Source organism: Sphaerisporangium sp. NPDC049003 (genome assembly GCF_043197795.1).
In the GTDB taxonomy this organism is placed as follows: domain Bacteria; phylum Actinomycetota; class Actinomycetes; order Streptosporangiales; family Streptosporangiaceae; genus Sphaerisporangium.
This window is the reverse complement of sequence record NZ_JBICTU010000015.1, coordinates 1-23979: the sequence shown is the minus strand read 5'-3', so window position 1 is coordinate 23979 and position 23979 is coordinate 1. Positions and strand designations below refer to the sequence as shown.

General features: G+C 70.6%; 20 protein-coding genes. 10 read left to right on the top strand and 10 right to left on the bottom strand.

What is annotated here, in order from left to right:
* Positions 1 to 2: 2 nt before the first annotated feature.
* Positions 3 to 2216: a thiamine pyrophosphate-dependent enzyme gene (locus ACGFIV_RS17895; protein ID WP_392836032.1), complete on the bottom strand. Its 2214-nt coding sequence runs from the start codon at positions 2214 to 2216 to the stop codon at positions 3 to 5.
* A 204-nt stretch (positions 2217 to 2420) separates the two neighbouring features.
* Between ACGFIV_RS17895 and ACGFIV_RS17890 the strand changes: the two genes are divergently transcribed.
* Entirely contained in the window at positions 2421 to 3797 is a 1377-nt protein-coding gene (locus ACGFIV_RS17890) for a hypothetical protein (protein ID WP_392836029.1), read from the top strand.
* A gap of 238 nt (positions 3798 to 4035) precedes the next feature.
* On the top strand, positions 4036 to 4839 hold the full coding sequence (locus ACGFIV_RS17885; protein ID WP_358560047.1) for an isocitrate lyase/phosphoenolpyruvate mutase family protein: 804 nt from the start codon (positions 4036 to 4038) through the stop codon (positions 4837 to 4839).
* 123 nt (positions 4840 to 4962) lie between these two features.
* Here the strand turns inward: ACGFIV_RS17885 and ACGFIV_RS17880 are convergent, their stop codons facing one another.
* From ACGFIV_RS17880 to ACGFIV_RS17870, 3 genes are all read right to left on the bottom strand, one after another.
* Positions 4963 to 5835 (bottom strand): ABC transporter permease, encoded by an 873-nt coding sequence (locus ACGFIV_RS17880; protein ID WP_358560048.1) that lies wholly within the window; start codon positions 5833 to 5835, stop codon positions 4963 to 4965.
* 3 nt (positions 5836 to 5838) lie between these two features.
* A complete protein-coding gene (locus ACGFIV_RS17875) occupies positions 5839 to 6822 on the bottom strand; it encodes an ATP-binding cassette domain-containing protein (RefSeq protein ID WP_358560049.1) in 984 nt (327 codons plus the stop codon).
* A gap of 191 nt (positions 6823 to 7013) precedes the next feature.
* Positions 7014 to 7610 (bottom strand): TetR/AcrR family transcriptional regulator, encoded by a 597-nt coding sequence (locus tag ACGFIV_RS17870; protein ID WP_358560050.1) that lies wholly within the window; start codon positions 7608 to 7610, stop codon positions 7014 to 7016.
* 82 nt (positions 7611 to 7692) lie between these two features.
* Between ACGFIV_RS17870 and ACGFIV_RS17865 the strand changes: the two genes are divergently transcribed.
* Genes ACGFIV_RS17865 through ACGFIV_RS17850 form a run of 4 tightly spaced genes read left to right on the top strand, consistent with a single transcriptional unit; the run spans position 7693 to position 13500 of the window.
* Positions 7693 to 9276, top strand: coding sequence for a carboxyl transferase domain-containing protein (locus ACGFIV_RS17865; protein ID WP_392836291.1), 1584 nt, complete (start codon positions 7693 to 7695; stop codon positions 9274 to 9276).
* 2 nt (positions 9277 to 9278) lie between these two features.
* A complete protein-coding gene (locus tag ACGFIV_RS17860; protein WP_392836022.1) occupies positions 9279 to 11297 on the top strand; it encodes a biotin carboxylase N-terminal domain-containing protein in 2019 nt (672 codons plus the stop codon).
* Entirely contained in the window at positions 11294 to 12322 is a 1029-nt protein-coding gene (locus tag ACGFIV_RS17855) for a hydroxymethylglutaryl-CoA lyase (RefSeq protein ID WP_392836019.1), read from the top strand. Before ACGFIV_RS17860 ends, ACGFIV_RS17855 begins: the two co-directional genes overlap by 4 nt.
* 5 nt (positions 12323 to 12327) lie before the next feature.
* Positions 12328 to 13500 carry an acyl-CoA dehydrogenase family protein gene (locus ACGFIV_RS17850; protein WP_392836289.1) on the top strand — a complete coding sequence of 391 codons (1173 nt, stop codon included), beginning with the start codon at positions 12328 to 12330 and terminating at the stop codon, positions 13498 to 13500.
* A 53-nt stretch (positions 13501 to 13553) separates the two neighbouring features.
* Here the strand turns inward: ACGFIV_RS17850 and ACGFIV_RS17845 are convergent, their stop codons facing one another.
* Positions 13554 to 13961: an ATP-binding protein gene (locus ACGFIV_RS17845; RefSeq protein WP_358559381.1), complete on the bottom strand. Its 408-nt coding sequence runs from the start codon at positions 13959 to 13961 to the stop codon at positions 13554 to 13556.
* A gap of 465 nt (positions 13962 to 14426) precedes the next feature.
* Between ACGFIV_RS17845 and ACGFIV_RS17840 the strand changes: the two genes are divergently transcribed.
* From ACGFIV_RS17840 to ACGFIV_RS17830, 3 genes are all read left to right on the top strand, one after another.
* Positions 14427 to 15284: a helix-turn-helix transcriptional regulator gene (locus ACGFIV_RS17840; protein WP_358559383.1), complete on the top strand. Its 858-nt coding sequence runs from the start codon at positions 14427 to 14429 to the stop codon at positions 15282 to 15284.
* A gap of 44 nt (positions 15285 to 15328) precedes the next feature.
* On the top strand, positions 15329 to 15553 hold the full coding sequence (locus ACGFIV_RS17835) for a DUF397 domain-containing protein (protein WP_392836286.1): 225 nt from the start codon (positions 15329 to 15331) through the stop codon (positions 15551 to 15553).
* A 344-nt stretch (positions 15554 to 15897) separates the two neighbouring features.
* Positions 15898 to 16353 carry a GNAT family N-acetyltransferase gene (locus ACGFIV_RS17830; RefSeq protein ID WP_358559385.1) on the top strand — a complete coding sequence of 152 codons (456 nt, stop codon included), beginning with the start codon at positions 15898 to 15900 and terminating at the stop codon, positions 16351 to 16353.
* A 637-nt stretch (positions 16354 to 16990) separates the two neighbouring features.
* On the opposite strand, the gene ACGFIV_RS17825 is transcribed toward ACGFIV_RS17830, so the two are convergent.
* From ACGFIV_RS17825 to ACGFIV_RS17810, 4 genes are all read right to left on the bottom strand, one after another.
* Positions 16991 to 17809 carry a sugar nucleotide-binding protein gene (locus ACGFIV_RS17825; RefSeq protein ID WP_358559387.1) on the bottom strand — a complete coding sequence of 273 codons (819 nt, stop codon included), beginning with the start codon at positions 17807 to 17809 and terminating at the stop codon, positions 16991 to 16993.
* Positions 17810 to 18007: 198 nt separating this feature from the next.
* Entirely contained in the window at positions 18008 to 19819 is a 1812-nt protein-coding gene (locus tag ACGFIV_RS17820; RefSeq protein WP_358559389.1) for a hypothetical protein, read from the bottom strand.
* A gap of 120 nt (positions 19820 to 19939) precedes the next feature.
* Positions 19940 to 20863, bottom strand: coding sequence for a sugar kinase (locus tag ACGFIV_RS17815; protein WP_358559390.1), 924 nt, complete (start codon positions 20861 to 20863; stop codon positions 19940 to 19942).
* Positions 20864 to 21820: a pseudouridine-5'-phosphate glycosidase gene (locus tag ACGFIV_RS17810; RefSeq protein WP_358559392.1), complete on the bottom strand. Its 957-nt coding sequence runs from the start codon at positions 21818 to 21820 to the stop codon at positions 20864 to 20866.
* A gap of 92 nt (positions 21821 to 21912) precedes the next feature.
* On the opposite strand from ACGFIV_RS17810, the gene ACGFIV_RS17805 reads away from it, so the two are divergent.
* Positions 21913 to 23451: a phytoene desaturase family protein gene (locus ACGFIV_RS17805; RefSeq protein WP_392836011.1), complete on the top strand. Its 1539-nt coding sequence runs from the start codon at positions 21913 to 21915 to the stop codon at positions 23449 to 23451.
* 36 nt (positions 23452 to 23487) lie between these two features.
* Here the strand turns inward: ACGFIV_RS17805 and ACGFIV_RS17800 are convergent.
* Positions 23488 to 23979: RNA-guided endonuclease InsQ/TnpB family protein (locus ACGFIV_RS17800; RefSeq protein WP_392836008.1), on the bottom strand; the 492-nt coding region annotated here is incomplete at its 5' end.

The window sequence follows — 23979 nt, the reverse complement described above, 5'->3', positions numbered from 1 at the left end:
CGTCAGGCCAGCAGCTTGCGGGCGGCCTCCTCGATGTGGGTCTCCGAGAGCAGGACGTGGGCGGCGGCGTCGCCGAGGGGGACGAAGCTGTCCATGGAGGTCACCCGGGCCACCCGCCCGGTGAACCCGCCGTCGGCGAGCGCCGCCAGCACCCCCTCGGACACGCCGCCGGAGCTACGCGTCTCGTCGGCGATGAGCACCTTGCCGGTCAGGTCGGCGGCGCGCAGCAGGTCGTCCACGGGGAGCGGGGACAGCCAGCGCAGGTCGAGCACGCGGCAGCCGTACCCCTCCGCGGTGAGCCTGATCGCGGCCCGCAGGCTCATGCGCACCCCGTTGCCGAACGTCACGATCGTCAGGTCGCGCCCGTCGCCGTACGCGCGGCCGCTGCCGATGGGCACGTGGGTCTCGGCCCATCGCGACGGCGGCGCGTACGGGGTGAGCCAGCCGTTGTCGCCCTCGTCGATCAGGTCGCGGGTGTTGTAGAGCGCGATCGGCTCCAGGAACACGCACACCTCGCCGTCGGCCCTGGCGGCGGCGACGCAGGTGCGCAGCATCGCGGCGGCGTCGTCGGGCCGGGCGGGGGAGGCGACGACGAGCCCGGGGATGTCACGCAGGGCGGCGACGGAGTTGTCGTTGTGGAAGTGCCCGCCGAAGCCCTTCTGGTAGGCGTACGCCGCCACCCGCACGACCATGGGGTTCCTGTAGGCGCCCTTGGAGAAGAACCGCAGCGTCGCCGCCTCGCCGCGCAGCTGGTCGAGGGCGTTGTGCAGGTAGGCGAGATACTGGATCTCGGGGATCGGCAGCAGGCCGGAGGTCGCCGAGCCGAGGGCCAGGCCGAGCAGGGCCTGCTCGTCCAGGAGGGTGTCGAACACCCGCGCGGCGCCGAAGCGCTTCAGCAGCCCGCGCGTCACGCCGTACACCCCGCCCTTGCGCGCCACGTCCTCGCCGAAGATCATGACCTCGGGGTGGGCGCCCATGATGTCGGACAGCGTGCGGTTGATCGACTGGGCGAGGGTGAGCGGACCCTCGCGCTCGGGCGGGGTCTCGCCGAACAGCCTCGCCCGGTCGTCCGCGTGGCGCACGGCCTGCGCCGCCACCCGGGCCGGGTCGCGGGGGGCGAGCGGCTCCATGACCTCGCGGGCCGACCGCAGCCGGGGCCTGCGGGTGGACTCCAGCGCCAGCTTGAGCACGTGCTCGCGGAGCGTCTCGTAGCGCGCGAGCAGCTCGTCGGGCATCGCCAGCCCGGCGTCCACCAGCAGCTTCGCCGTGGCCAGCAGGGGGTCGCGCTCAAGATCGGCGGCGATCTCGCGCGGCGCGCGGTACGCCGACTCGACATCGGAGCCCGCGTGCCCCATCAGGCGGACCATGCGCAGGTGCAGGAACGCCGGTGACCTGCGGGCGCGTACGTGCTCGACGGCCTGGCACGCCACGTCGTACGTCTCGGCGAGGTCGCAGCCGTCGGCCTGGAAGCGCGGGATGAGGGGATGGCCGGACGCCTCGACCCAGCCGGGCGGGGTGCGCACGCTGATGCCGATGCCGTTGTCCTCGCAGACGAACAGGATCGGAAGCGGGAGCCCCTGGTATGCGCAGTAGGCGGCGGTGTTGAAGCCGCTCAGGGCGCTGGCGTGGTTGATCGAGGCGTCCCCGAAGCCGCACACCGTGATCGCCCCGGCCGGCCAGGGCGTGCCGGTGACGCCGAGCTTGCGCGCCCGTTCGATGGCGAAGGCCACGCCGACGGCGCGGGGCAGGTGACTGGCGATCGTGGAGGTCTGCGGGATGACCGCGAGGTCAGGATGGCCGAAGACCTTGTGGCGCCCTCCGGCGATCGGCTCCTCGGCCGCGGCGGCGAGGCCGAGCAGCACGTCGCGCAGCCCCTCCTCGGCGAGCCGCCCGGCCTGCGCCGAGCGGGCCAGGTAGAAGGCGCCCGACCGGTAGTGCAGGAGCGCGGGATCGGTGACGCGGGTGGCGGCGGCGACCGCGGCGTTGCCCTCGTGGCCGGCCGAGCCGATCGTGTAGAAGCCCTCGCCCTGCTCGCGCAGCCAGCGCGCGGCGATGTCGAGCAGCCGGCTTGCGAGCTGGATCTCGAAGAGCTCGCGACATCGGGCGCCCGTGAGGGTGGTGCCGGGCCGCACGGGCAGCCCGGGATCGCGGGGGCCGCCCGGTGATAGTGCGGCGACCGACTCGGTGAAGTGCGTCTCAACAGTGTCGCGGGCCACGAGGCCGATTATGTCGCGATGAACCTGGTCGCGTCCCGGGGCTTGCCGATACAGGTCACCTGTCCGAGTGGACCGGTCTATTTGGCTCGGATTAATGACGGTTTGTCAGAAGACACAACCAATGTGCTAATGCAGCCGTCTACTACTAAGGAATGACGTGGCACCCTCAAAGCCGCGTTAGGCAACGGGAAGAAGGGACACCCCGTGTTAAAACGCATCCGTGCCGTCGTCGTGGCGATGGCCATGGGCGCCGGAGCCCTCGCTCTGGTGACCCCATCGGCGTCGGCGTCGGCAGGGAAACTCGCGGCCCCCGACGTCTCCTCGGTGGCGGTGAGCTCCAGCCCGGTCGTCGTCGAGAGCAAGGACGGCAAGGCGGTCACCTTCAGCTACCTCGTGGACGGCGCGACCACTGGCGGCTTCACGCTGAAGCGGCCCGACGGCTCGACCCTCGACGTCGAGGCCAAGAAGGTCGACGAGGTGGGCGGAAAGCAGAAGTGGCAGGGCACCCGCACCTTCGGCCGCTCGGACGCCCCCGGCACGTGGAACGTCACGGCCAAGGCGACCAGCGTCGTCGGAACCGGTAAGGCGGGCAAGGACTTCCAGGTCAGGCAGGTCTGGGAGAGCGACCTCGCCGGGTTCGGCGCCTCACCCGAGCCCGTCGGCAAGGGCGACACGCTGACCCTCCAGGGCCGGCTGCTGCTCAACGGCACCGACGGGTGGAAGCCGTACAAGGGGCAGAAGGTGTACATCGCCTTCCGTGCCGAGGGCGCAGCCGGGTACGACCGGGTCGCCTACGACTACACCGACTGGAAGGGCCGCTTCTCGGCCGGCGTCAAGGCCGACCGCACCGGCTGGTGGCGGGCCGAGTACGACGGCTCGCCGGTCGCGCACAAGGCGACCAGCGACAGCGACCAGGTCGACGTGCGCCGGCAGACCACCGGCAGCCGGATCACCGGGTTCGACGTGAACCCCGACCCCGCCGACCAGGGCGACAGGCTGTCCGCGCGCGGGCGCCTCGAACTGGACACCTCGCACGGCTGGGACGGTTACCGGGGGCAGAAGGTCGACCTGCTGTTCAAGCCCGACGGTTCGCGCTCGTGGCGGGTCGTGGGCCACGACTGGACCGACCGCGGCGGCCGGTTCTCGATCGGCGCAGGGGCCGAGCGGTCCGGCTGGTTCCGGGCCGACTTCGACGGCGCCCAGGGCGTGAAGGGCACGAGCAGCCGGTCCGTCCACGTGACCGTCAACGAGCCGGAGCCGCCCGCCGACACCCGGATCATCAAGTTCAACGCCTACCCCGAGCCGGTGAAGTACGGCAAGTACGTCAAGAACCGGGGCACGCTGCAGATCTGGGACGGCGACCACTGGGTCGCCTACGACCACGTGAAGGTGGCCCTGTACTTCAAGCGGGCCGGCCACTCCACCTGGGAGTACGTCAAGACGGTCAGCACCAACGGCTCCGGCAGGTTCTGGACCCAGGTCAAGGCCTGGAACTCCGGCTACTGGAAGATCCGCTTCAAGGGCAACGGCGAGGCCACGGCGTCGTCCAGCAAGAGCGACTACGTCAGGGTGAAGAAGTAACGCCCGTCAGGTGACACGACGGCCCGGGAGCCCGCGAGCCCCGGGCCGTTCGCTTCCCCGCCGGCGCGCGAGGGTCCGGGAGCCGGCCCTGGGCGGCGGCTTCTGGACGGACCCGGTGTGGATCACCGACCCCGCGGTGCTCGACGCGCCACGGAGCCTTCCCGAAATCGGCTTGATTACGTCTGATGGAATAGCCCACATGACAACACTTCGTGATAAAGCCCTTTTGTTCCGCTCGATGCATGTCCCCGGCCGGCCGCTGGTACTGCCCAACGCCTGGGACGTCGCCTCCGCGCGTGTCGTGGCGGACGCCGGAGCCGCCGCGGTCGCCACCACCAGCGCCGGTGTCTCGTGGGCCCTGGGCTATGGGGACGGCGACCACCTGGACCGCGACCGCGCCCTCGATCTGATCGCCCGGGTCGTCGCGGCGGTCGGCGTTCCGGTGACGGCCGACGTCGAAAGCGGCTACGCGCCCGACCCCGCGGGGGTGGCCGAGACCGTGCGGGGCGTGCTCGCGGCCGGAGCCGTCGGCGTCAACCTCGAGGACTCGCTCCGCGTGGGCCCGGCCCCGCTGCGTCCCATCCTGGAGCAGTCAGAGCGCATCGCGGCGGCCCGTGGTGCCGCGGACACCGCTGGTGTGCCGCTGTTCATCAACGCCCGGATCGACACGCACCGCCTGCCGGCCGGGGATCACGTGACCTGGCTGAAAGAGACCCTCGCCAGGGCCGAGGCCTACGTGGCGGCCGGTGCCGACGGGGTGTTCGTTCTCGGCGCTCTGGACGCGGAGACCGTCACGGCGCTCGTGCGTGCGGTGTCCGCGCCGGTCAACGTCCTGGCGGGTCCTCGGAATCTCACCGTGCCCGCGCTCGCGGCGTTGGGCGTGGCTCGCGTGAGTGCTGGGTCCTCGATCGCCGAGGCGGCGTACGGGCTGGTCGCACGTGCCGCCCGGGAACTGCTCACCGACGGCACTTGCGGAGCTCTGCGGGGCGGTCTTGAGTACGGCACCCTCAACGCGTTGCTCCTGGCGGAACCTGGCCGCTGATCCGTGAGCGGTACCGCCTGATCCGTGAGCGGTACCGGCCGCGGTCAGTGGGTCCCCAGCGAACCCTATGCCCGGCGCCGGCGTCGGGGCGAGGCCGGTCGTCGCCGGAGCCGCCCCGGCCGGCTAGTCGGTGCGGCGGAACTGGGCGATGGCGACGCCCAGCAGGGCCAGGCCCATGAGGGCGACGATTCCGAGCTCGACCATGACCGGGACGTGCCAGCCGAACCAGTGGACGCCGGGGTTGAGCGCGTCCACGACCTTCGGGTCCACGTCGAGGTGGCTGAAGACCGCGTGGCGCATCGGGTCCACGGCGTACGTCAGAGGGTTGATCTTCGTCAGGAAGGCCAGCCACCCGGGCAGGTTGGCCAGGGGGAACATCGCCCCGGACAGGAAGATCATGGGCATGATCGCCATCTGCATGATGCCGAAGAAGCTTTGCATGCTCTTCATCCGGGCGGCGAGGCTCACGCCGAAGGCGGTGATCGTGACCGACGCGAGGAACATCTCCCCGAGCAGGGTGAGGATCAGCGTGGGGGAGTAGGGCACGTGGACCAGCCCGGCGAGGGCCAGGATGATGAAGCCCTGTACGGTCGCGACGATGCCGCCGCCCAGGCACTTGCCGATCACGATCGCGGCGCGGCTCACCGGGGCGACCAGCATCTCGCGCAGGAACCCGAACTCGCGGTCCCACACGATCGAGCCCGCCGAGAACATCGCCGTGGTGATCACCGTCATGGCGATCACGCCGGGGTAGATGAAGGTGCGGAAGTCCACGCCCTGGCTCGGCCCCCGTGAGACCAGCGTGCTGAGGCCGGTGCCCATGACGAACAGCCACAGCACGGGCTGCACCAGAGTGGAGATCATGCGGGTGCGGTCGTTGACGAACCGCAGCAGCTCGCGATGGAGAACTATCTTGACGGCCCGGATGTCGTGCCTGACGCTGCGTCCTGGCACGTGGACCCGGACGACTTCGGGCGAGGTGGCCTCGGTCGTCATCGTCTACCTCCTCACCATGGCGCGCATCCACGCGGACGTGCCGCTCTCGCCCTCGGCGTCTCGGATGGTGGAGCCGGTGTAGTTCATGAAGACGTCGTCGAGCGAGGGCCGCGACACGCTCACCGAGCGGATCGGCACGCCGAGCTCGGCGAACAGCCGGGGGACGAACTCCTCCCCTGAGGGGACGGCGAAGGTCACCACGCCCTCACGGACGGCCGCGTCGAGGTCGAAACGCTCCTTCAGCGCGGTGATGGCGGTCGCGTCGTCACCGGTCTGGATCTGCACGCGGTCCTTGCCGATGCCGGCCTTGAGGGCCTCGGGGGAGTCGATGACCACGATCTCGCCGTGGTCGATGATGGCGATGCGGTCGCAGTACTCGGCCTCCTCCATGTAGTGCGTCGTCATGAAGATGGTGATGTCCTCTGTGCGCCGCAATTTATCGATATATCCCCAGATAGCGGATCGGGTCTGGGGGTCCAGGCCGACCGTGGGCTCGTCCAGGAACAGCACGCGCGGCGAGTGGAGCAGACCCCGCGCGATCTCCAGCCGGCGTTTCATGCCTCCGGAGAAGGTCATGACCTTGGCGTCCTTGCGGTCCCAGAGCGCGACCATCTCCATGACCTGCTTGATCCGCTCGTCGACCACGTCCTTGCGCACCCCGTACAGCTCCGCGTGGAAGCGGAGGTTCTGCTCGGCCGACAGGTAGCCGTCGAGGGTCGGATCCTGGAACACCAGCCCGATGTTGCGCCGGACCTCGTCCCGCTCCCTGACCACGTCGTGCCCGGCCACCTCGGCCGATCCGCCCGTCGGGCCCACGAGCGTGCAGAGCATGCTGATGGTCGTCGTCTTCCCCGCGCCGTTAGGCCCGAGGAAGCCGAAGACCTCGCCCGGGCGCACCTCGAAGTCGATGCCTCTCACGGCCTCGACATTGCCGTAACTCTTCTTCAGCCCCCGTACGGCGACGGCGGGCGCCTCGCTTGTCGTCACTGTCCCTCTTCCTCCTGGTTCCCCGCACGCGTAGCTCCATCATCTCCTCGGGCATGCTTCGCCGGTACGTACGGTCGCCTCTGAACTATCTAGATACATGAAAGATATATCGAGATAGTCGGCAGAACAAGGCCTGGTTCCGGGCAGGGTGAAGGCGAGGTCCGGCGGTCGGACGATGAGAGGCGGGGAGGTTAACGTTCGTTAACGAGGTCGGCCAGGGCGGCGCGGGCCATGCGGTGCAGCAGGTCGGACATCGCGTCGCGGGCCAGCTCACCGGCGCTGTGCGGGGTGGAGTTGAGGAGCCCGAAGACCGCGTGGGTGGCGGCGCGCAGCACCGGCGGCCGTACGCCCGGGTACAGCTCGCTCAGGACGGTGACCCACTCCTCGGCGTACAGCCGCTGGAGCCGCCTGATCTGCCGGCGGGCCGGTTCTGGGACGTTGCCCAGCTCGCGGTCGTGCACGGTGATCAGCGCGGGTTCGTCGAGCGCGAAGTCGATGTGACCGGAGATCAGCGCGTCCAGCGTCTCGCCGCCGCCCGCGGCCTGGGTGACCCGATCGGCCGCTGAGGTGCGCAGACGCTCGCTGATGTCCAGCAGTATCTCGGAGAGCAGGGCGTCCTTGCCGCTGAAGTGGCGGTAGAGCGCGGGCCCCGAAATGCCGACCGCGCCGCCGATCTCCTCGATCGGCACGCCGTGGAAGCCCCGGGCCGCGAACAGCGTGGCGGCGGCGTCCAGGATCTCCCTGCGCCGAGGGCTCGGAACTCGGGTATGACTCCGCACAACGGTCATGACCGGCAATGGTAGACGAACCAGTTAATGATGACTAACATCCACGTCATAGTTAGGGAACGTTAACCGCTGGGAGGTGCGCATCATGGCCCCTGTGCTCCGGACGGTGCTGAGCCCGGCCGGCGAGGAGTTCAAGCGCAACGCGGAGGTCAACGAGCGCCTGGCCGCCGACCTGCGCGAACGACTGGCGGTCGCGGCCCTCGGAGGCCCCGAGCGGTCGCGCGTGCGGCACGTCGAGCGCGGCAAGCTCCTGCCCCGTGACCGCGTCGGCACGCTGCTCGACCCCGGCTCCCGCTTCCTGGAGCTGGCACCGCTGGCCGCCACCGGCCTGTACGGCGACGAGGCCCCCGCCGCCGGGATCATCACCGGAATCGGCCGGGTCGCCGGCCGGGAGTGCGTGATCGTCGCCAACGACGCGACCGTGAAGGGCGGCACCTACTACCCCCTCACGGTCAAGAAGCATCTGCGTGCGCAGGAGGTCGCCCTCCACAACCACCTGCCGTGCGTCTACCTGGTCGACTCCGGGGGCGCGTTCCTGCCGCTCCAGGACGAGGTTTTCCCCGACCGGGAGCATTTCGGGCGCATCTTCTACAACCAGGCCACCATGTCGTCGCGCGGCATCCCGCAGATCGCCGCCGTGCTCGGCTCCTGCACGGCCGGAGGCGCGTACGTGCCGGCCATGAGCGACGAGGCCGTCATCGTCAGGAACCAGGGCACGATCTTCCTGGGCGGCCCGCCGCTGGTGAAGGCCGCGACCGGCGAGGAGGTCACGGCCGAGGAGCTCGGCGGCGGCGACGTGCACGCCCGGGTCAGCGGGGTCACCGACCACCTGGCCGAGGACGACGCCCACGCCCTGTCCATCGTCCGCGACATCGTCTCCACGCTGGCCCCGAGGCACCCCGCCCCCTGGGAGCGCGCCCGCCCCGAGGAGCCGCTGCACGACCCCCGCGACCTGTACGGCATCGTGCCCGCCGACACCCGCACGCCGTACGACGTGCGGGAGGTCATCGCCCGGATCACCGACGGCAGCCGCTTCCTGGAGTTCAAGGCCGAGTACGGCCACACGCTGGTGACCGGCTTCGCCCACATCCACGGGCATCCCGTGGGGATCGTGGCCAACAACGGCATCCTGTTCAGCGAGTCCGCGCTCAAGGGCGCCCACTTCATCGAGCTCTGCGACCAGCGGAAGATCCCGCTGGTGTTCCTTCAGAACATCAGCGGGTTCATGGTGGGCCGTGCCTACGAGGCCGGGGGCATCGCCAAGCACGGCGCCAAGATGGTCACCGCCGTCTCCTGCGCCCGCGTGCCCAAGCTCACCGTGGTCGTCGGCGGCTCGTTCGGGGCGGGCAACTACGCGATGGCCGGACGGGCGTACTCGCCGCGCTTCCTGTGGATGTGGCCCAACGCCCGCATCTCGGTCATGGGCGGCGAGCAGGCCGCCAACGTGCTGGCCACCGTGCGTCCCGGCGGCGAGGACGACGCGGAGTTCAAGCGCGCGATCCGCGAGCGGTACGAGGAGCAGGGCAGTCCGTACTACTCCACCGCGCGGCTGTGGGACGACGGCGTGATCGACCCCCTCGACACCCGCACGGTACTCGGGCTGGCCCTGTCCGCCGCGGCCAACGCCCCCCTCGACCCCATCGGCTACGGCGTCTTCCGGATGTGATCATGTTCGACACCGTTCTTGTCGCCAACCGGGGCGAGATCGCGCTCCGCGTCATCAGGACCCTCCGCCGGCTCGGCGTACGGTCGGTCGCCGTGTACAGCGACGCGGACGCGGGCGCCCGGCACGTGCGCGAGGCCGACACGGCCGTACGGCTGGCCTCCGGCTACCTCGACATCGACCAGGTGATCGCGGCCGCCAAACTCAGCGGGGCGCGGGCCGTCCACCCCGGCTACGGGTTCCTGGCCGAGAACACCGCGTTCGCGCGGCGCTGCGCCGAGGAGGACCTGGTCTTCGTCGGCCCGCCGCCCGAGGCCGTCGAGGCCATGGGTGACAAGATCCGCGCCAAGGCGACCGTCGCGGCGGCCGGCGTCCCGGTCGTCCCCGGCGGCGCGGAGCCGTCCGATGACCTCGTGGAGGCGGCGGGGCGCATCGGCTACCCCGTGCTGATCAAGCCCTCGGCGGGCGGCGGCGGCAAGGGCATGCTGGTCGTGCGCTCGCCGGAGGAGATGCCCCAGGCCATCGAGTCGGCCCGCCGCACGGCCGCCGCCGCGTTCGGCGACTCCACGCTGCTGGTCGAGCGGTTCGTCGCCGATCCCCGGCACATCGAGATCCAGGTGCTGGCCGACGCGCACGGCAACGTCGTCCACCTGGGCGAACGCGAGTGCAGCCTGCAACGCCGCCACCAGAAGATCATCGAGGAGGCGCCGTCGCCGCTGCTGGACGAGCGCATCCGGCAGAGCATGGGCGCGGACGCGGTGAGGGCCGCCAGGTCCGTCGGGTACGTGGGCGCGGGGACCGTCGAGTTCATCGTCTCCGGCGACCAGCCGGGGCACCCGGGCTACTTCATCGAGATGAACACCCGGCTCCAGGTCGAGCACCCCGTCACCGAGCTGGTCACCGGCCTCGACCTCGTGGAGCTTCAGCTCCGCGTCGCGGCGGGGGAGCCGCTGCCGCTGACCCAGGACGACGTACGGCTGCGCGGCCACGCCGTCGAGGCCCGCGTCTACGCCGAGGACCCCTCCCGGGACTTCCTGCCCACGGGCGGACGGGTGCTCGCGCTCGCGGAGCCGGAAGGCGACGAGGGCGTGCGGGTGGACTCGGGGCTCCAGACGGGCACGGTCGTCGGCAGCGACTACGACCCGATGCTGTCCAAGGTGATCGCGTGGGGCCCGGACCGGGAGAGCGCGCTGCGGCGGCTGGACGCGGCGCTGCGGGCGACGACCGTCCTCGGCGTGACGACCAACATCGCGTTCCTGCGGGCGCTGCTCGCCGACCCGGACGTGGCGGCGGGGAACCTCGGCACCGGCCTGATCGACCGGCGCCTTCCCGCGCTGCTCGCCGCCGCGTACGGCCCCGGAGGCCTGCCGGACGAGGTGCCGGCCGCGGCGGCGCTGGTCCTGCAGGACCGGCTGGTCTCGTCCGCGGGCGACGACCCGTGGGACGTGCCGGACGGGTGGCGGGCCGGCGAGCCCTCCTGGACGCCCTGGCTCCTGACGGCGCGGGACGAGACCGCCGAGGTGAGAGTGCGCGGCCTTCCCCGTACGGGCGCCGAGGTGACCGTGGGCGACGCGCCCGCGGCCCCGGCCCGGCTCGCCCACGGGCGAGGCGGCGAGGTCTTCGTGACGCTGGACGGCCTGACTTCCCGCTTCACCCACGCCGTGGACGGCGCGACCGTGTGGCTCGGCAGGGACGGGCGCTCGTGGGCGATCACGCCCCACGAGCCGGGGGAGCGCGGAGACCGCGCGGGCGCGGGCGGCGCGGGCGACGGAGTGGTCCGCAGCCCGATGCCCGGCACCGTGCTGCTGGTCAAGGTGGTCCCCGGCGAGCGGGTCACCGAGGGGCAGCCGCTGCTGATCGTCGAGGCGATGAAGATGGAGCACACCGTCACCGCCCCCTCGGACGGCGTCGTCGTGGAGCTTCCCGCACGCGCGGGCCGGCCGGTCGACATGGACGCGGTGCTGGCCGTCGTCCGCGAAGAGCCCCCCGCCCCTGACACGGACACGGACACGGGAGGGTCATGATGCGCATGCCGTTCGAGGTCCCGATGGACGGTCTGCCGGACCGGGTGACGATCTACGAGGTCGGGCCCAGGGACGGGCTGCAGAACGAGTCGGCGATCGTCCCCGTCGAGGTCAAGGCGCGGTTCGTCGCGCGGCTGGCCGAGGCCGGGCTGACCACCATCGAGGCGACCAGCTTCGTGCACCCGAAGTGGATCCCCCAGCTCGCGGACGCGGAGGAGCTGCTGGGCCGGGTGGAACGGGTGCCGGGCGTCCGCTACCCGGTGCTGGTCCCCAATGAGCGTGGCCTCGACCGAACGCTCGCCCTGGGCGTCACCGACATCGCGATCTTCGGCAGCGCCACCGAGACCTTCGCCCGCCAGAACCTCAACCGCAGTCTGGACGGCTCGATCGAGATGTTCACCCCCGTGGTCGCGCGCGCCCGTGAGAACGGGCTGGACGTCCGGGCGTACCTGTCGATGTGCTTCGGCGACCCCTGGGAGGGGCCGGTGCCGATCGCCCAGGTCGTCCGGCAGGGGACGCGCCTGCTCGACCTCGGCTGCTCCCAGCTGTCCCTCGGCGACACCATCGGCGTCGGCACGCCCGGGCACGTCACCGCCCTGCTTTCGGCCTTCGCCCAGGCGGGCGTGGGGCCCGAGCGGCTCGCCGTGCACTTCCACGACACCTACGGCCAGGCCCTGGCCAACACCCTCAGCGCCCTGCGGGCCGGGGTGACGGTCGTGGACGCCTCGGCCGGAGGGATCGGCGGGTGCCCGTACGCCAAGAGCGCCACGGGCAACCTCGCCACCGAGGACCTGGTCTGGATGCTCTCCGGGCTCGGCGTCGAGACCGGCGTCGACCTCGGATCGCTGGTCGCGACCAGCGTCTGGCTGGCGGGGGAGCTTGGCCGGCCGAGCCCGTCCCGCGTCGTCCAGGCCCTCGCCAAGGAGGATCCGGCCGGTGAAGCACCGGCCGGCGAACGTCCGGCGGGCCGATCCCCGTCGGACGAAGCCCAGGCAGACGAGGCCACGGCCACAGTAGAGGAGTGAAGAGCATGCACCGGCTCAACGACGAGTACGAGGCGTTGCGCAAGACCGTCGAGGACTTCTCCAGGGACGTGGTCGCACCGGTGATCGGCGACTACTACGAGCGCTGCGCGTTCCCCTACGACACCGTCGCCCAGATGGGGCGTATGGGGCTGTTCGGGCTGCCGATCCCCGAGGAGTACGGCGGCATGGGCGGCGACTACTTCGCCCTCTGCCTGGCGCTGGAGGAGCTCGCCCGCGTCGACTCCTCGGTGGCCATCACCCTGGAGGCCGCGGTCTCCCTCGGCGCCATGCCGGTCTACCGGTTCGGCACGGCCGAGCAGAAGGCCGAATGGCTTCCCCGGCTGACCTCCGGCGAGACGCTCGGCGCGTTCGGGCTCACCGAGCCAGGCGGCGGATCCGACGTGCCGGGCGGCATGCGGACCACCGCCGTTCTCGACGGGGCCGAATGGGTGATCAACGGATCCAAGGCGTTCATCACCAACTCGGGCACCGACATCACCGGATTCGTCGCCGTCGCCGCCATCACCGGTCAGCGCGAGCGCACCGAGGGCGCCGGGCGGATCTCCCCGGAGATCACGACGATCCTGGTCCCGTCGGACACGCCCGGGTTCACGGTGTCGAAGAAGTACTCCAAGGTCGGCTGGTCGGCCTCGGACACGCGAGAGCTGTCGTTCACCGACTGCCGGGTGCCCGCCGCCAACCTGCTCGGCGAGCGGGGCCGGGGGTACGCGCAGTTCCTGCAGACCCTCGACGAGGGCCGCATCGCCTTCGCGGCGCTCTCGGTGGGCCTCGCGCAGGGCTGCGTCGACGAGAGCCTGCGGTACGTCCAGGAGCGGCAGGCGTTCGGGACGCCGATCGGGCGCTACCAGGCCATCCAGTTCAAGGTCGCCGACATGGAGGTCCGGGCCCACACTGCGCGCCTGGCCTACTACCACGCGGCCGAGAAGATGCTCGCCGGCGAGCCGTTCAAGAAGGAGGCGGCCATCGCCAAGCTGGTGAGCTCCAACGCGGCCATGGACAACGCCCGCGACGCCACACAGATCTTCGGCGGCTACGGCTTCATGAACGAGTACCCGGTCGGCCGCTTCTACCGCGACGCCAAGATCCTGGAGATCGGCGAGGGCACCAGCGAGGTCCAGCGCATGCTCATCGCCCGCCAACTCGGCATGCCCGCCTGACCCCGTCCCGCCGGCGGCGCGTCCTTCGCTGGCGCCGGAGTGCGGTGGTTTCGTCACTTGCCGGCGAGTTGGAACCAGACCACGCGTCCGGTGGCGGTCTCGTACCAGCCCCAGGTGGTCGCCACCTGTTGGAGCAGCCAGAGGCCGCGTCCGCCGCCGCTGTCGGGACAGGTCTCCAGGCACAGCGTGGGCCGGTTCTCCGACGAGCCCGCGTCGGTCACGTCGATGTGGAGCGTCCCGTCGTGGTCGGCCACGGCGATGGTGACCCGCCCGGCCGGGCAGCGTCCCGAGTCGGAGTACCGCACCGCGTTGGTGACCAGTTCGGTGACCAGCAGCAAGGCGTCGTCGGTCTGCGGGTGATCGGTGCCTCCTAGCAGCTCCCGCACGCAGCGCCGGGCCCTTGGGACGGCGGTGACCCGCGCGGGCACATCGACCCGCCCCAGCAGCCCGAGCGCCTTCACCAGCCCACCCCCGCGATACGCCGGGAGAGCCCCCGCGCCCAGGCCCGGGTCCGTCGGGGCCGCGTGGGCTCCGATGTAGCGTCCCGCCGTTGTCGAGTGCTCCTCGGCCGACCCGGCGGTACGAAGACCTCCAAACTCGGCCGCCGTCCCGGCGGAAGCCTCACCACGGAGTCGAACCCGAGCTCGTTCAACTCCCATGCCAACTCCACCAGTTGGACCTTCCAGCCTGGAAGATCGCCCGCACTCATATGCTCGCCTGCCCTTCTGTGGGGGAACGTCCAGTCGATTCCTGCGACCGGTGGTCCCGGGATCCGGTGACTGTGTGCAACACCAGCAGATGCTCCACTGTGTACGGTGAGTTAGCAACCGATTCTGCAAAGTTACCGATCCAGGTACCTCCGCGATTCCACTGTGTCGGTAAGTGATGGACGGCACACTGTTCGTAGCCACTCAAAGGAGGTTGTGATGGCGGGGCGTGGTCCCTCTGTGAGGCGCCGTCGACTGGCCGGTGAACTGCGTAGATTGCGTGAGCTTCAGGCGATGACGATCGAGGCGGCGGCAGATCGTGTTGGCTGGTCGACCGCGAAGCTCTCGCGGATCGAGACGGCTCGTGTGGGAATCACGTCTCCGGACCTGACCCGTCTACTCGACCTGTACGCACTCGACGGTCGCAAGCGAGCGGCATTGCATGCACTGGCCAGGACGGCACGTACGAAGGGATGGTGGGACGCCTACTCGGACTCGCTGCCGAGCGACTACGCGACCTACATCCAACTCGAAGCCGAGGCGGCGTTCATCAGGAGCTTCGACGGCATGCTCGTGCATGGCCTGCTCCAAACCGAGGATTATGCTCGCGAAGTCATCCGCTCCGCCTTGATGGCATTGTGCCCGCCCACGGAGGTCGAACGCCGTGTCGAGGTTCGAATGACGCGGCAGGGCATCTTGTCGCGTGAGCAGGACCCGATTCGGTTCTGGACCGTGATCGACGAAGCCGCACTGACGCGTCGCGTCGGCTCGGCGGCGATCATGCGCGGGCAGTACGCCAAGCTCCTTGAGTGCGCGGATCGAGACAACATCACCGTCCAGGTGCTGCCGTCCGCGGCCGGAGCACACCCTGCGACTGCCGGCACCTTCGCCATGCTTGAGTTTCGCGAACCCCATGATCCTGATGTCGCGTATGTCGAGAGCATGACGAGTATCCTCTATATAGAAAACGATGTTGAAATGTATCGATACACGCTCGCGTTCGATCATCTGCGAGCGGCGGCGCTCAGCCCCGAAGAGTCACGAACGTTGATAACACGGATGGCTGAGCGGGCTTGAGGGCTCTTGTTCTCAAAGAGAAAACGGAGAGGCCCGTAGTGGACATGTCCCGCATGGTGTGGCGTAAGAGCAGTCGCAGCGGCGACGGCCCCAACTGCGTGGAAGCCACGTGTACTGATACAGCTCAAGCCGAACCCGAAGGTGAGTGGCACGCCCCGCCGCTCTACCTGTTGCGTGACTCTAAGTTGCCGAATGGGCCAGTAATAGCCGTCACCCCGTCTGAGTGGGACGTCTTCCTCAATGGGGTCAAAGGTGGAGGGTTCGGGTGATCCGGTCTGTCTCATACGGCAGGACGGCATAGACCGCTTCCCGAGGCCGTACGAGCGATGGCCGGCCTGGTGCCGGACATCGCGGCCTGGACTTCGTAGCAGGCATGTCGCTCCATCGTTACGTGCCGTGGTGCAGGCCTCGGCTACGCCAACGAAGGCGGCTTCGACCGTGACTCCCATGATCATGCCAGTGGGGGACCGGCGCGACAGCCTCGCGTGGTTCGCCGCAGTCACCGACGGCGGCCGGATGGAGCTGAACAACGGGCACAACGGGGCCGCCTATGGCGATCTTGGTTCTGGGTGTGAATGGACGAACAGGCCATCCACTACTTAAAGTCCTTTTCATGACTTCTGATGATCTCCTGGTGCGAAGGGCCGATAAGAGCGACACCGAGGAGATCTTCGGGCTGGCCCGCGAGTTCGCGCTGTCGTTCCGCCCGCAGCGGGCGGCGTTCGACGCGGCCTTTCCGCTCCTGCTGGAGAACCCGGACGCCCTGGTCCTCGTCGCGGTCGTGGACGGCGACGTACGCGGCTACCTGCTCGGATACGTTCACCTGACCCTGTTCGCCAACGGCCACGTGGCCTGGGTGGAGGAGGCCATGACCCAGCACGGCTTCCGCAGGCGAGGCCTGGGCAGGGCGCTGCTGGAGGAGTTCGAGGTGTGGGCGCGGTCCAGGGACGCCGGCTACATCGCCCTGGCGACCCGGCGGGCCCCGGAGTTCTACCAGGCCCTGAACTACGAGTCCGCTGGAACGTACTACCGCAAGGTCCTGAAGACCGGCGACCACCCCCGGCCCTGACGGGGTTCTCCACAAGGCTCACCCGTGCCAACCCCCCCCGTAAGGGGCTACTCGTGCGGCCCGGAAATCTCCTCGACGAACAGCGCTGTGGGCAGGTCGGACAACGCCTGGATCCGCACCTAACCGAGTGCCGGCGGGTGCTCGGCTGGACGGCGTCCCCAGGCCGAGATCAGCGGCGCGAGTGTCAGGTCGAGTTCGCCCGCGTGGATGGCGGCCAAGTGCGCGTCGATCTCGGCGTCGTCGGCCGCGTGAGCAGGCGTCCCTCTGCCAGGCTCGGCGACCGGGAACATCCCCCCAGCCGTCTATGAAGATCAGCTCGGTATAGTGACCAAACTGGCTGCATGAAACCGGGTGTCCACGCCCCGGGGGGAGGCCCAGAGCAAGCGATGCGTCGTGTCTGCGCCCAGCAAGAGCCCCGAGATCAGCTCGACCGCTGGCTGGTTGAGGGCTACTGGTATCTCACCGAGTTCGTCCCAGGCCACGTCAGTCACCCCAACTTTCCTCGCCCCGAGCCACCCGAATATATTACGAAGCCGCAGTCCAACGGCTTCAGGACCTGCAGAGCTGGTTCGTCAGCGGACGATCGCCCTACCTGGCCAGCTATACCTGGCCGGACCTATGAACCCCCTGGTGAACCTCACCCCAGAAACTGCCGCGCGCCACGCAGCCTGGTCCGAAGCCGCCCCTGAGTCATGCCGCACTCCAAGCGCACATCTATCGGGCCGGGCACGTTGGTGTCTGCTCGCCGACCTGAAGGCAATTGGTCCGCGTCGAGTCCATCACGTCGGGCGATGAGCAGCCCCAGCTCGTATCGGCTTACCGCATCGGCTCCAGCGACATGGTGGATGCCGTGATACTCGGATGCGGCAAGTTCGAGGAGTGCCGCAGCGAGATCGACGACATGCACGGGACATCGCACGTCGTCGGTGAACAGCATTCCTCTCGCGCTGCCGGTGGCCAGTGAATGCACCAGCGCCTCGTGCGGCGAATCACCGTCACCGATGATCAGGGATGTCCGGGCTATCACCGCGGTTGGCGCGATCGCGTTCACTGCTGTCTCGGCAGCGGCTTTGGCCGCACCATACGGGGTGATCGGGTCAGGGGCGCACGTCTCGTCATAGCGAATCGCGGCACCCGAGAAGACCGCGTCGCTGGACACATGGACCAGGCGCCCACCCGCCGCAGAGGCAGCGAGAGCCACGTTCACGGCTCCCATCGCCGTGCTCGCCCAATCTGTCTGCCGGAACGCAGCGTTAATGACCGCCTCTGGCCGAAATGCGTCGATCAGCGTGTCAACGTCCTCTCGTCGGCGCACATCGAGCGGCAACCACTCAACACCTGCGGTCTCTCCTGATCGGGTCAGGTAGGTCGCAGCCACCTCATGCTTGGCCACCAAACACTGCCGAGCAAGTTCGCCGCCGAGAAAACCACTACCACCGACGATGAGGAACCTCATGGCCGGTCACGATAGTTGATCAGTCGCCCTGAAGCGGCCGCCGCATTCACGTCCCGAGACATGGTGCTCATACTCATCGACACTTCGAAACCGGTTGATCATCAACTGGTGCCCGAACCGACACGCACATCGTGCAACTTCACGCTGACAGAGCCAAACCCCTGAACCATCTCCCCGGACGTCGTTCGAGTCGCGCGGTCAGGCAGTGAGCTGGGCGTCCAGGCGGTAGCCGTCCACGGTGACGTAGATCGCGTCGCCCGGCCGGGCGTTGAGCCGCATCAGCACCGGCTGGAGCGAGTCGAACACCGGCTGGCGGTCGCGCCAGACCAGCACGACGGCGTTGTCCCCCGGCCCGGTGACCGACAGCAGCGTGCCGGGGCGCATGCCGAGCTGCGTGGCGTACCCCTCGGGGACGGGCACCGGCTCGCCCCGCAGGTGCTCGCTGGTGACGTCGATGCGCTGCCAGCGGCGCGGGTCGGAGGCCGGGCTCGGCAGCGGCGGCGCGAGCGTCGCCGCGCGCGGCTCCGGCACCAGGTGAGGACGGGGAGGCCCGGACAGCGCGGTGAGCGCGGCCAGGGCGGTCTGGGCGTCGGGCAGGTTGTCCGCCACGGACGGGACCGGCAGCCCCCCGCGCATCTGGTGGCCGTTGGCCCCGGGCGTGCGGCGGGGGAGCGGCGTGAAGCCGTTCGTGGCCGGCGGCTCCTGCTGCCGGGTCATCGCCCGGGGCAGGGCGTCGATCCAGGCCTGGGCCGAGTGGGCGCGGATGCCGACCTGGGCCAGCAGCTCCGCCGCGTCCTCACCCGAGGTCTTGTCGCCCAGTAGCTGGGCCGTGCGCTCGCGCAGCCGGGCGAGGTCGCCGACGACGAGCCAGCCGTCCTGGAGGCGGCGGTCGGGCATGAGCGCGACCAGCACGCGCCACAGGGGCGTGCCGAGCGAGGGGACCTCGATGGGGTGCGCGGGGTCGGCCCCGATGAGCTGGTCCTCGGTGGCGGCGACGCCGAGCCACTCGGTGAGGCGGAACAGGTGCCCGGTCACCGCGGTCGACTCGGGGGAGCGCAGCCACTGCAACACGCGCTCCTCGGCGGCCCGCTGAGCCTGCGAGAGCACGTCGCGGTCGACGTGCAGCTCGTGGGCCAGCGTGCGGAGGCTGATCGGCTCCTCGGCGAACAGCCGCTCGGTGGCGACGGCCCGCTCCAGCGGCGTCCACTCGCGGAACACCGCGTCCACGAGCCTCACGAGCGGGTTGTCCGAGACCGGGGGCGGCGGTGGGGCGGCGGGGGCCGGCGCCTCGCGGTACGGGCCCTGCGCCTGCGGCACGCCGGGCACCGCCGGAGCCCCGGTGCCCGGGGCCTGCGCCGGATGGGGACCGGTCGGATGCGCCGGGTGGGGGCCGGTGGGCTGTGCCGGATGGGGGCCGGTGGGCGGAGCGAGACGCGGGCCGCCCGGCCGCACCGGAAGGGCCCCCGGCCCCGGCCGCACCGGAAGGGTTCCCGGCCGCACCGGAAGGGCGCCCGTTTGCGCCGGGTGGGGGCCTGTATGCGCCGTGACGGGCGGGGTGATCGGCGGCGTGACGGGCGGGACGACGGGCCCGGGGACCTGCGGCGCGATGGCGGGAACCCGGCCGAGGATCTCCCGGAAGACGGCGGTGATGATCACTTCGGGCGACGTGGGCCCCGCGGGCAGCCGCAGGTCGGCCGCGGTCAGCCTGCGCAGGCGCTGCCATCCGCCCATGCCGCTGATCGCCGAGCGCGCGGGCTCGGGCCAGCCCGGAAGCCCCGGATCCACCACATGGACCTGGAGCGCGGGCAGCACGTCCATCAGCGCCAGGTGGTCCCAGCGGCTGACGGCCAGCCGCGAGAGCCTGTCGCAGAGCCAGTCGACACCGGTCGTGCCCAGGGCACGGCTGAGAGCGACCGAAGCCCACCAGCCACCCGGAAGCCGGGGGTCGGCGAGCACTTCGGCGACCTGCTGAGGGCGGCTCCAGCGCAGGGCCGGGACCAGATCACTCAAGCAGATCATTGAATCGGCGTCCATCGGCTGACCGCATCCTCCCGAGTGTGACGCATGTTGCTAATGGTGCAGCTTACGCCGGAGGCTATCAATTAGCGCCATCTAGGGAGAACATAGCCGCTAGCCGATCCCGGAGCCTGTAACCGAGTGGACACCGCTCGCAGGCCCCGGCCTTCCGCCCAGCCGGGTGACCGCATCGGCACCCGCCAGACACCCCGCTTCCAGCGCTGACTCCGGAGAGTCACCGGGTAGCAGAGCGCTGAGGAAACCCGCGGCGAAGGCGTCCCCGGCGCCCGTGGAGTCCACCGCCCGGGCGGTCACGGCGGGCGCCCGGTGGACGACCCGGCCTCCCACCGCCAGCAGCGCCCCGCCGGGTCCGAGCTTCACCGCGGCCACGCCGTACAGGGCGCTGAGCGCCGCCGCGGCGTCCCCGACGTCGGTCTCGCCGGTGAGGAGCAGCGCCTCGTCGCGGTTGGGGATGACGATCGTCGCGGCGGCCGTCTCGCTGAGGAATCTCGCCGGGCCGAAATCCCGCAGAAATCCCGTCGAGGCCGGATCGACGCTGATCCGTACGTCCCGGGCCACGGCGGCCCGTACGGCGAGCCGGACCAGGTCGAGGCCCGGCGCCGCGAACAGCGTGTATCCGGAGACGTGCAGGTGGCTCACGCCGTCGAGCAGGTCCTCGTCCCAGTCGCCGGGGCCGATTCGCCCGCCCGCGCCCCGGTTGGTCAGCATCGACCGCTCGCCGGTCACGTCGACCATCGCGATCACGACCGCGGTCGGGTGCGCCGGGTCCACCCGTACGTGCGGCCGGACCCCCGCCCCGCGCAGTTCGGCGATGTGCCAGGGGCCGGTGTCGTACCCTACCCGCGTCAGGATCCGGGCGTCCGCGCCCAGGTGGGCGGCCCAGGAGGCGGTGTTCGCCCCCGAACCGCCTGGGCGCACGACGATGTCGGCGGCGGTGTCGGTGCCGGTCGCGACCGGCGCGTGGTGGAGTGCGACCACATCGGTGACGACGTCACCGATGACGAGCAGACCACCCACTCAGCGCTCCACCGAGGGCGACGAGGGCGAAGCCGCCCAGGAGGCCGCGATCTGCCCGGCCAGGCGGGTGTTGCCGCGCACGGCGGCCAGGTTGGCCTCCAGCGAGGCGCCGTCGGTGCCCCTGACCAGGAAGTCGAGCAGGAACGGGGTGATCGCCTGACCGGTGATCCCCTCGCGGCCGGCGGCGGCGAGCGCCTCGGCCAGCACGCGGTCGTGGAGCTCGGGGTCGAGCTGCTCGGCCACCGGCACCGGGTTGGCCACGATCAGCGCCGTCTCCGGCCCGCCCAGGCCGTCCTGCGCCCGCATGACGGCGGCGGCCTCGGCGGGGGAGGAAAGGCGCCAGTCGACCGGGAGCCCGGAGGTGTGGAGGTAGAAGCCGGGGAACTCGTCCGTGCGGTACCCGGCCACGCTGACGCTCCGCGTCTCCAGGCGCTGGAGGGTGGCGGGCACGTCCAGGATCGACTTCACGCCCGCGCAGACGACGGTGATCCGCGTCCTGGAAAGCATGTCGAGGTCGGCGGACTCGTCCTGGTCGGCCGTCCACTCGCGGTGCACGCCGCCGAGGCCGCCCGTCGCGAACACGCGGATCCCCGCGCGGGCCGCGAGGAACGCGGTGGCCGAGACGGTGGTGGCGCCGCTGGCCGACAGCGCGGCGGCGGCGGGCAGGTCGCGGAAGCCCAGCTTGCGCAGGTCGGGCTCGGTGGCGACGCGCTCCAGCATGCCCTTGTCGAGGCCCACGCGGGCCACTCCGTCGAGCACGGCGATGGTCGCGGGCACGGCTCCCGCCTCCCGGACCATCTCCTCCAGCTCGATCGCCACCTGGAGATTGCGGGGCTGCGGCAGGCCATGTGAGATGATCGTGGTCTCAAGCGCGACCACGGGCGCCCCCGTGGCGAGGGCCTCCGTGACTTCCTCTGAGGTCTGGATGATCGCCGCTCCGGGGCCGGTCATGTGCATGCTCGCTCTCGGTCCTCTCCCTGTATACGCTCCAGGGGGATTGTTCCCCTGATGTGCCTTCTCACCGTACTGTCCGGGTTGGGAGACCTTTCATGCCCCGTTCGCATTACGACGCCGTCATCGCAGGTGCCGGGCACAACGGCCTCGTCGCCGCCGCCTATCTCGCGCGTGCCGGGCGCCGCGTGCTGGTGCTGGAGCGGCTTTCCCACGTCGGAGGGCTCGCGGTGTCCGCGCGGGCCTTCCCCGGGGTCGACGCGCGGCTGTCGCGCTACTCCTACCTGGTCAGCCTGCTGCCGGGCAAGGTGGTCGCCGATCTCGGCCTGAAGCTGGAACTGCGGCGCAGGCGCTACGCGTCGTACACGCCGGTGGGCGGCACGGGGCTGCTCGTGGACAACGGCGACGCGGAGCGGACGGCCGCCTCCTTCGCCGCCGTGACCGGCGGGCCCGCCGACCACGCCCAGTGGAACCGGTTCTACGGGCAGACGGCGCGGGTCGCCGAGCGGGTGGCGCCCACACTGCTCGAACCCCTGCGCGACCGTACGGCGACCCGCGAGCTGGTGGCGGACGACGAGGCCTGGCGCGACCTGTTCGAGCGGCCGATCGGCGAGGTGGCCCGCGAGCGGTTCGGCGACGACACCGTGCGGGGCGTGGTGCTGACGGACGCCCTGATCGGCACCTTCGCCGACCCCGACGAGGACCTGCTCGCCAACCGCTGCTTCCTCTACCACGTCGTCGGCGACGGCAGGGGGGACTGGAACGTGCCGGTCGGGGGCATGGGCGCGGTCAGCGGGGCGCTCGCCGAGGCGGCCAGGAGCGGCGGCGCGGAGATCCGCACGGGCATGGAGGTGCTCGCGATCGACCCGGGCGGGGAGGTGGTGTTCCGCGACGCCGAGGGCGCCGAGCACACCGTCACCGGCGATCACCTGCTGGTCAACACGCCGCCCGCCGTCATGGCCAGGCTGCTCGGCCGGGCGCAGGATCCGCCGGAGGGCGCCCAGCTCAAGATCAACATGGTGCTGTCGCGCCTGCCCCGCCTGAAGGACGGCGCGGTGGACCCGGTCGAGGCGTTCAGCGGCACGTTCCACATCAACGAGGGCCGCGACCAGCTCGCGCTCGCGTACGAGCAGGCCGTCGCCGGCGTGATCCCCGAGCTGCCCCCGGCGGAGGTGTACTGCCACTCGCTCACCGACTCCTCGATCCTCGGGGCCTCGCTCCAGGAGGCCGGGGTCCAGACGATGACGCTGTTCGGCCTGCACATGCCCGCCCGCCTTTTCCGGAAAAATCCGGACAAGGCGAGGAGTGAGGCGCTGGCGGCCACGCTCGCCTCCATCAACAGCGTTCTGGCCGAGCCCATCGAGGACTGCCTCCTGCGCGCCCCCGACGGCTCCCTCTGCCTGGAGGCCAAGACCCCTGTGGACCTGGAGAACGAGGCCGGCCTCCCCGGCGGCCACATCTTCCACCGCGACCTGTCCTGGCCGTTCGCCGAGGACCCCGCCGAGACCGGCCGCTGGGGCGTCGAGACCGAGCACGAGCGGATCCTGCTGTGCGGCGCGGGCGCCCGGCGCGGAGGCGGCGTGAGCGGCATCCCCGGCCACAACGCGGCCATGGCGGTGCTCGCCGGAAGCTCTTAGTGACTCCTCCGCTCCCTGAAGGGGAGCGGCTTCTCGCTAAGCCGCTTCCGCAGCCTGACGAAGGGCAAGCCCTGCCCAGAGGATGTTGACAGCCGCGTTCACGTCGGCGTGCGCGGTATGCCCGCACGCCGTACAGGCGAACTCGGCTTGGGTGAGGCGGTTGTCCGCGGCGCGGTGCCCGCAGCGCGAGCAGGTGCGGGAGGTGTTGGCGGGGTTCACTGCGATCAGCTCGCGACCGGCGCTTTCAGCCTTGTGTGACAGGATCGTCAGGAACACCCCCCAACCCGCGTCCAGGATGCTCCGGTTCAACCCGGACTTCTGTGCGACATTCCGGCCCGGCTGCGTGATCGTGCCATGGGCCGAGCGGGTCATGTTCGCGATCCGCAGGTCCTCATGCACGATCACGTCGTAGTCGCCGACCAGCGCGAGCGCCGCCTTGTGCGCGCCATCGAGGCGTTGACGGCGGACCTTGGCGTGCAGCGCCGCGACGCGGGCGACGGCCTTACCGCGGCGCTTGGATCCCCGTTT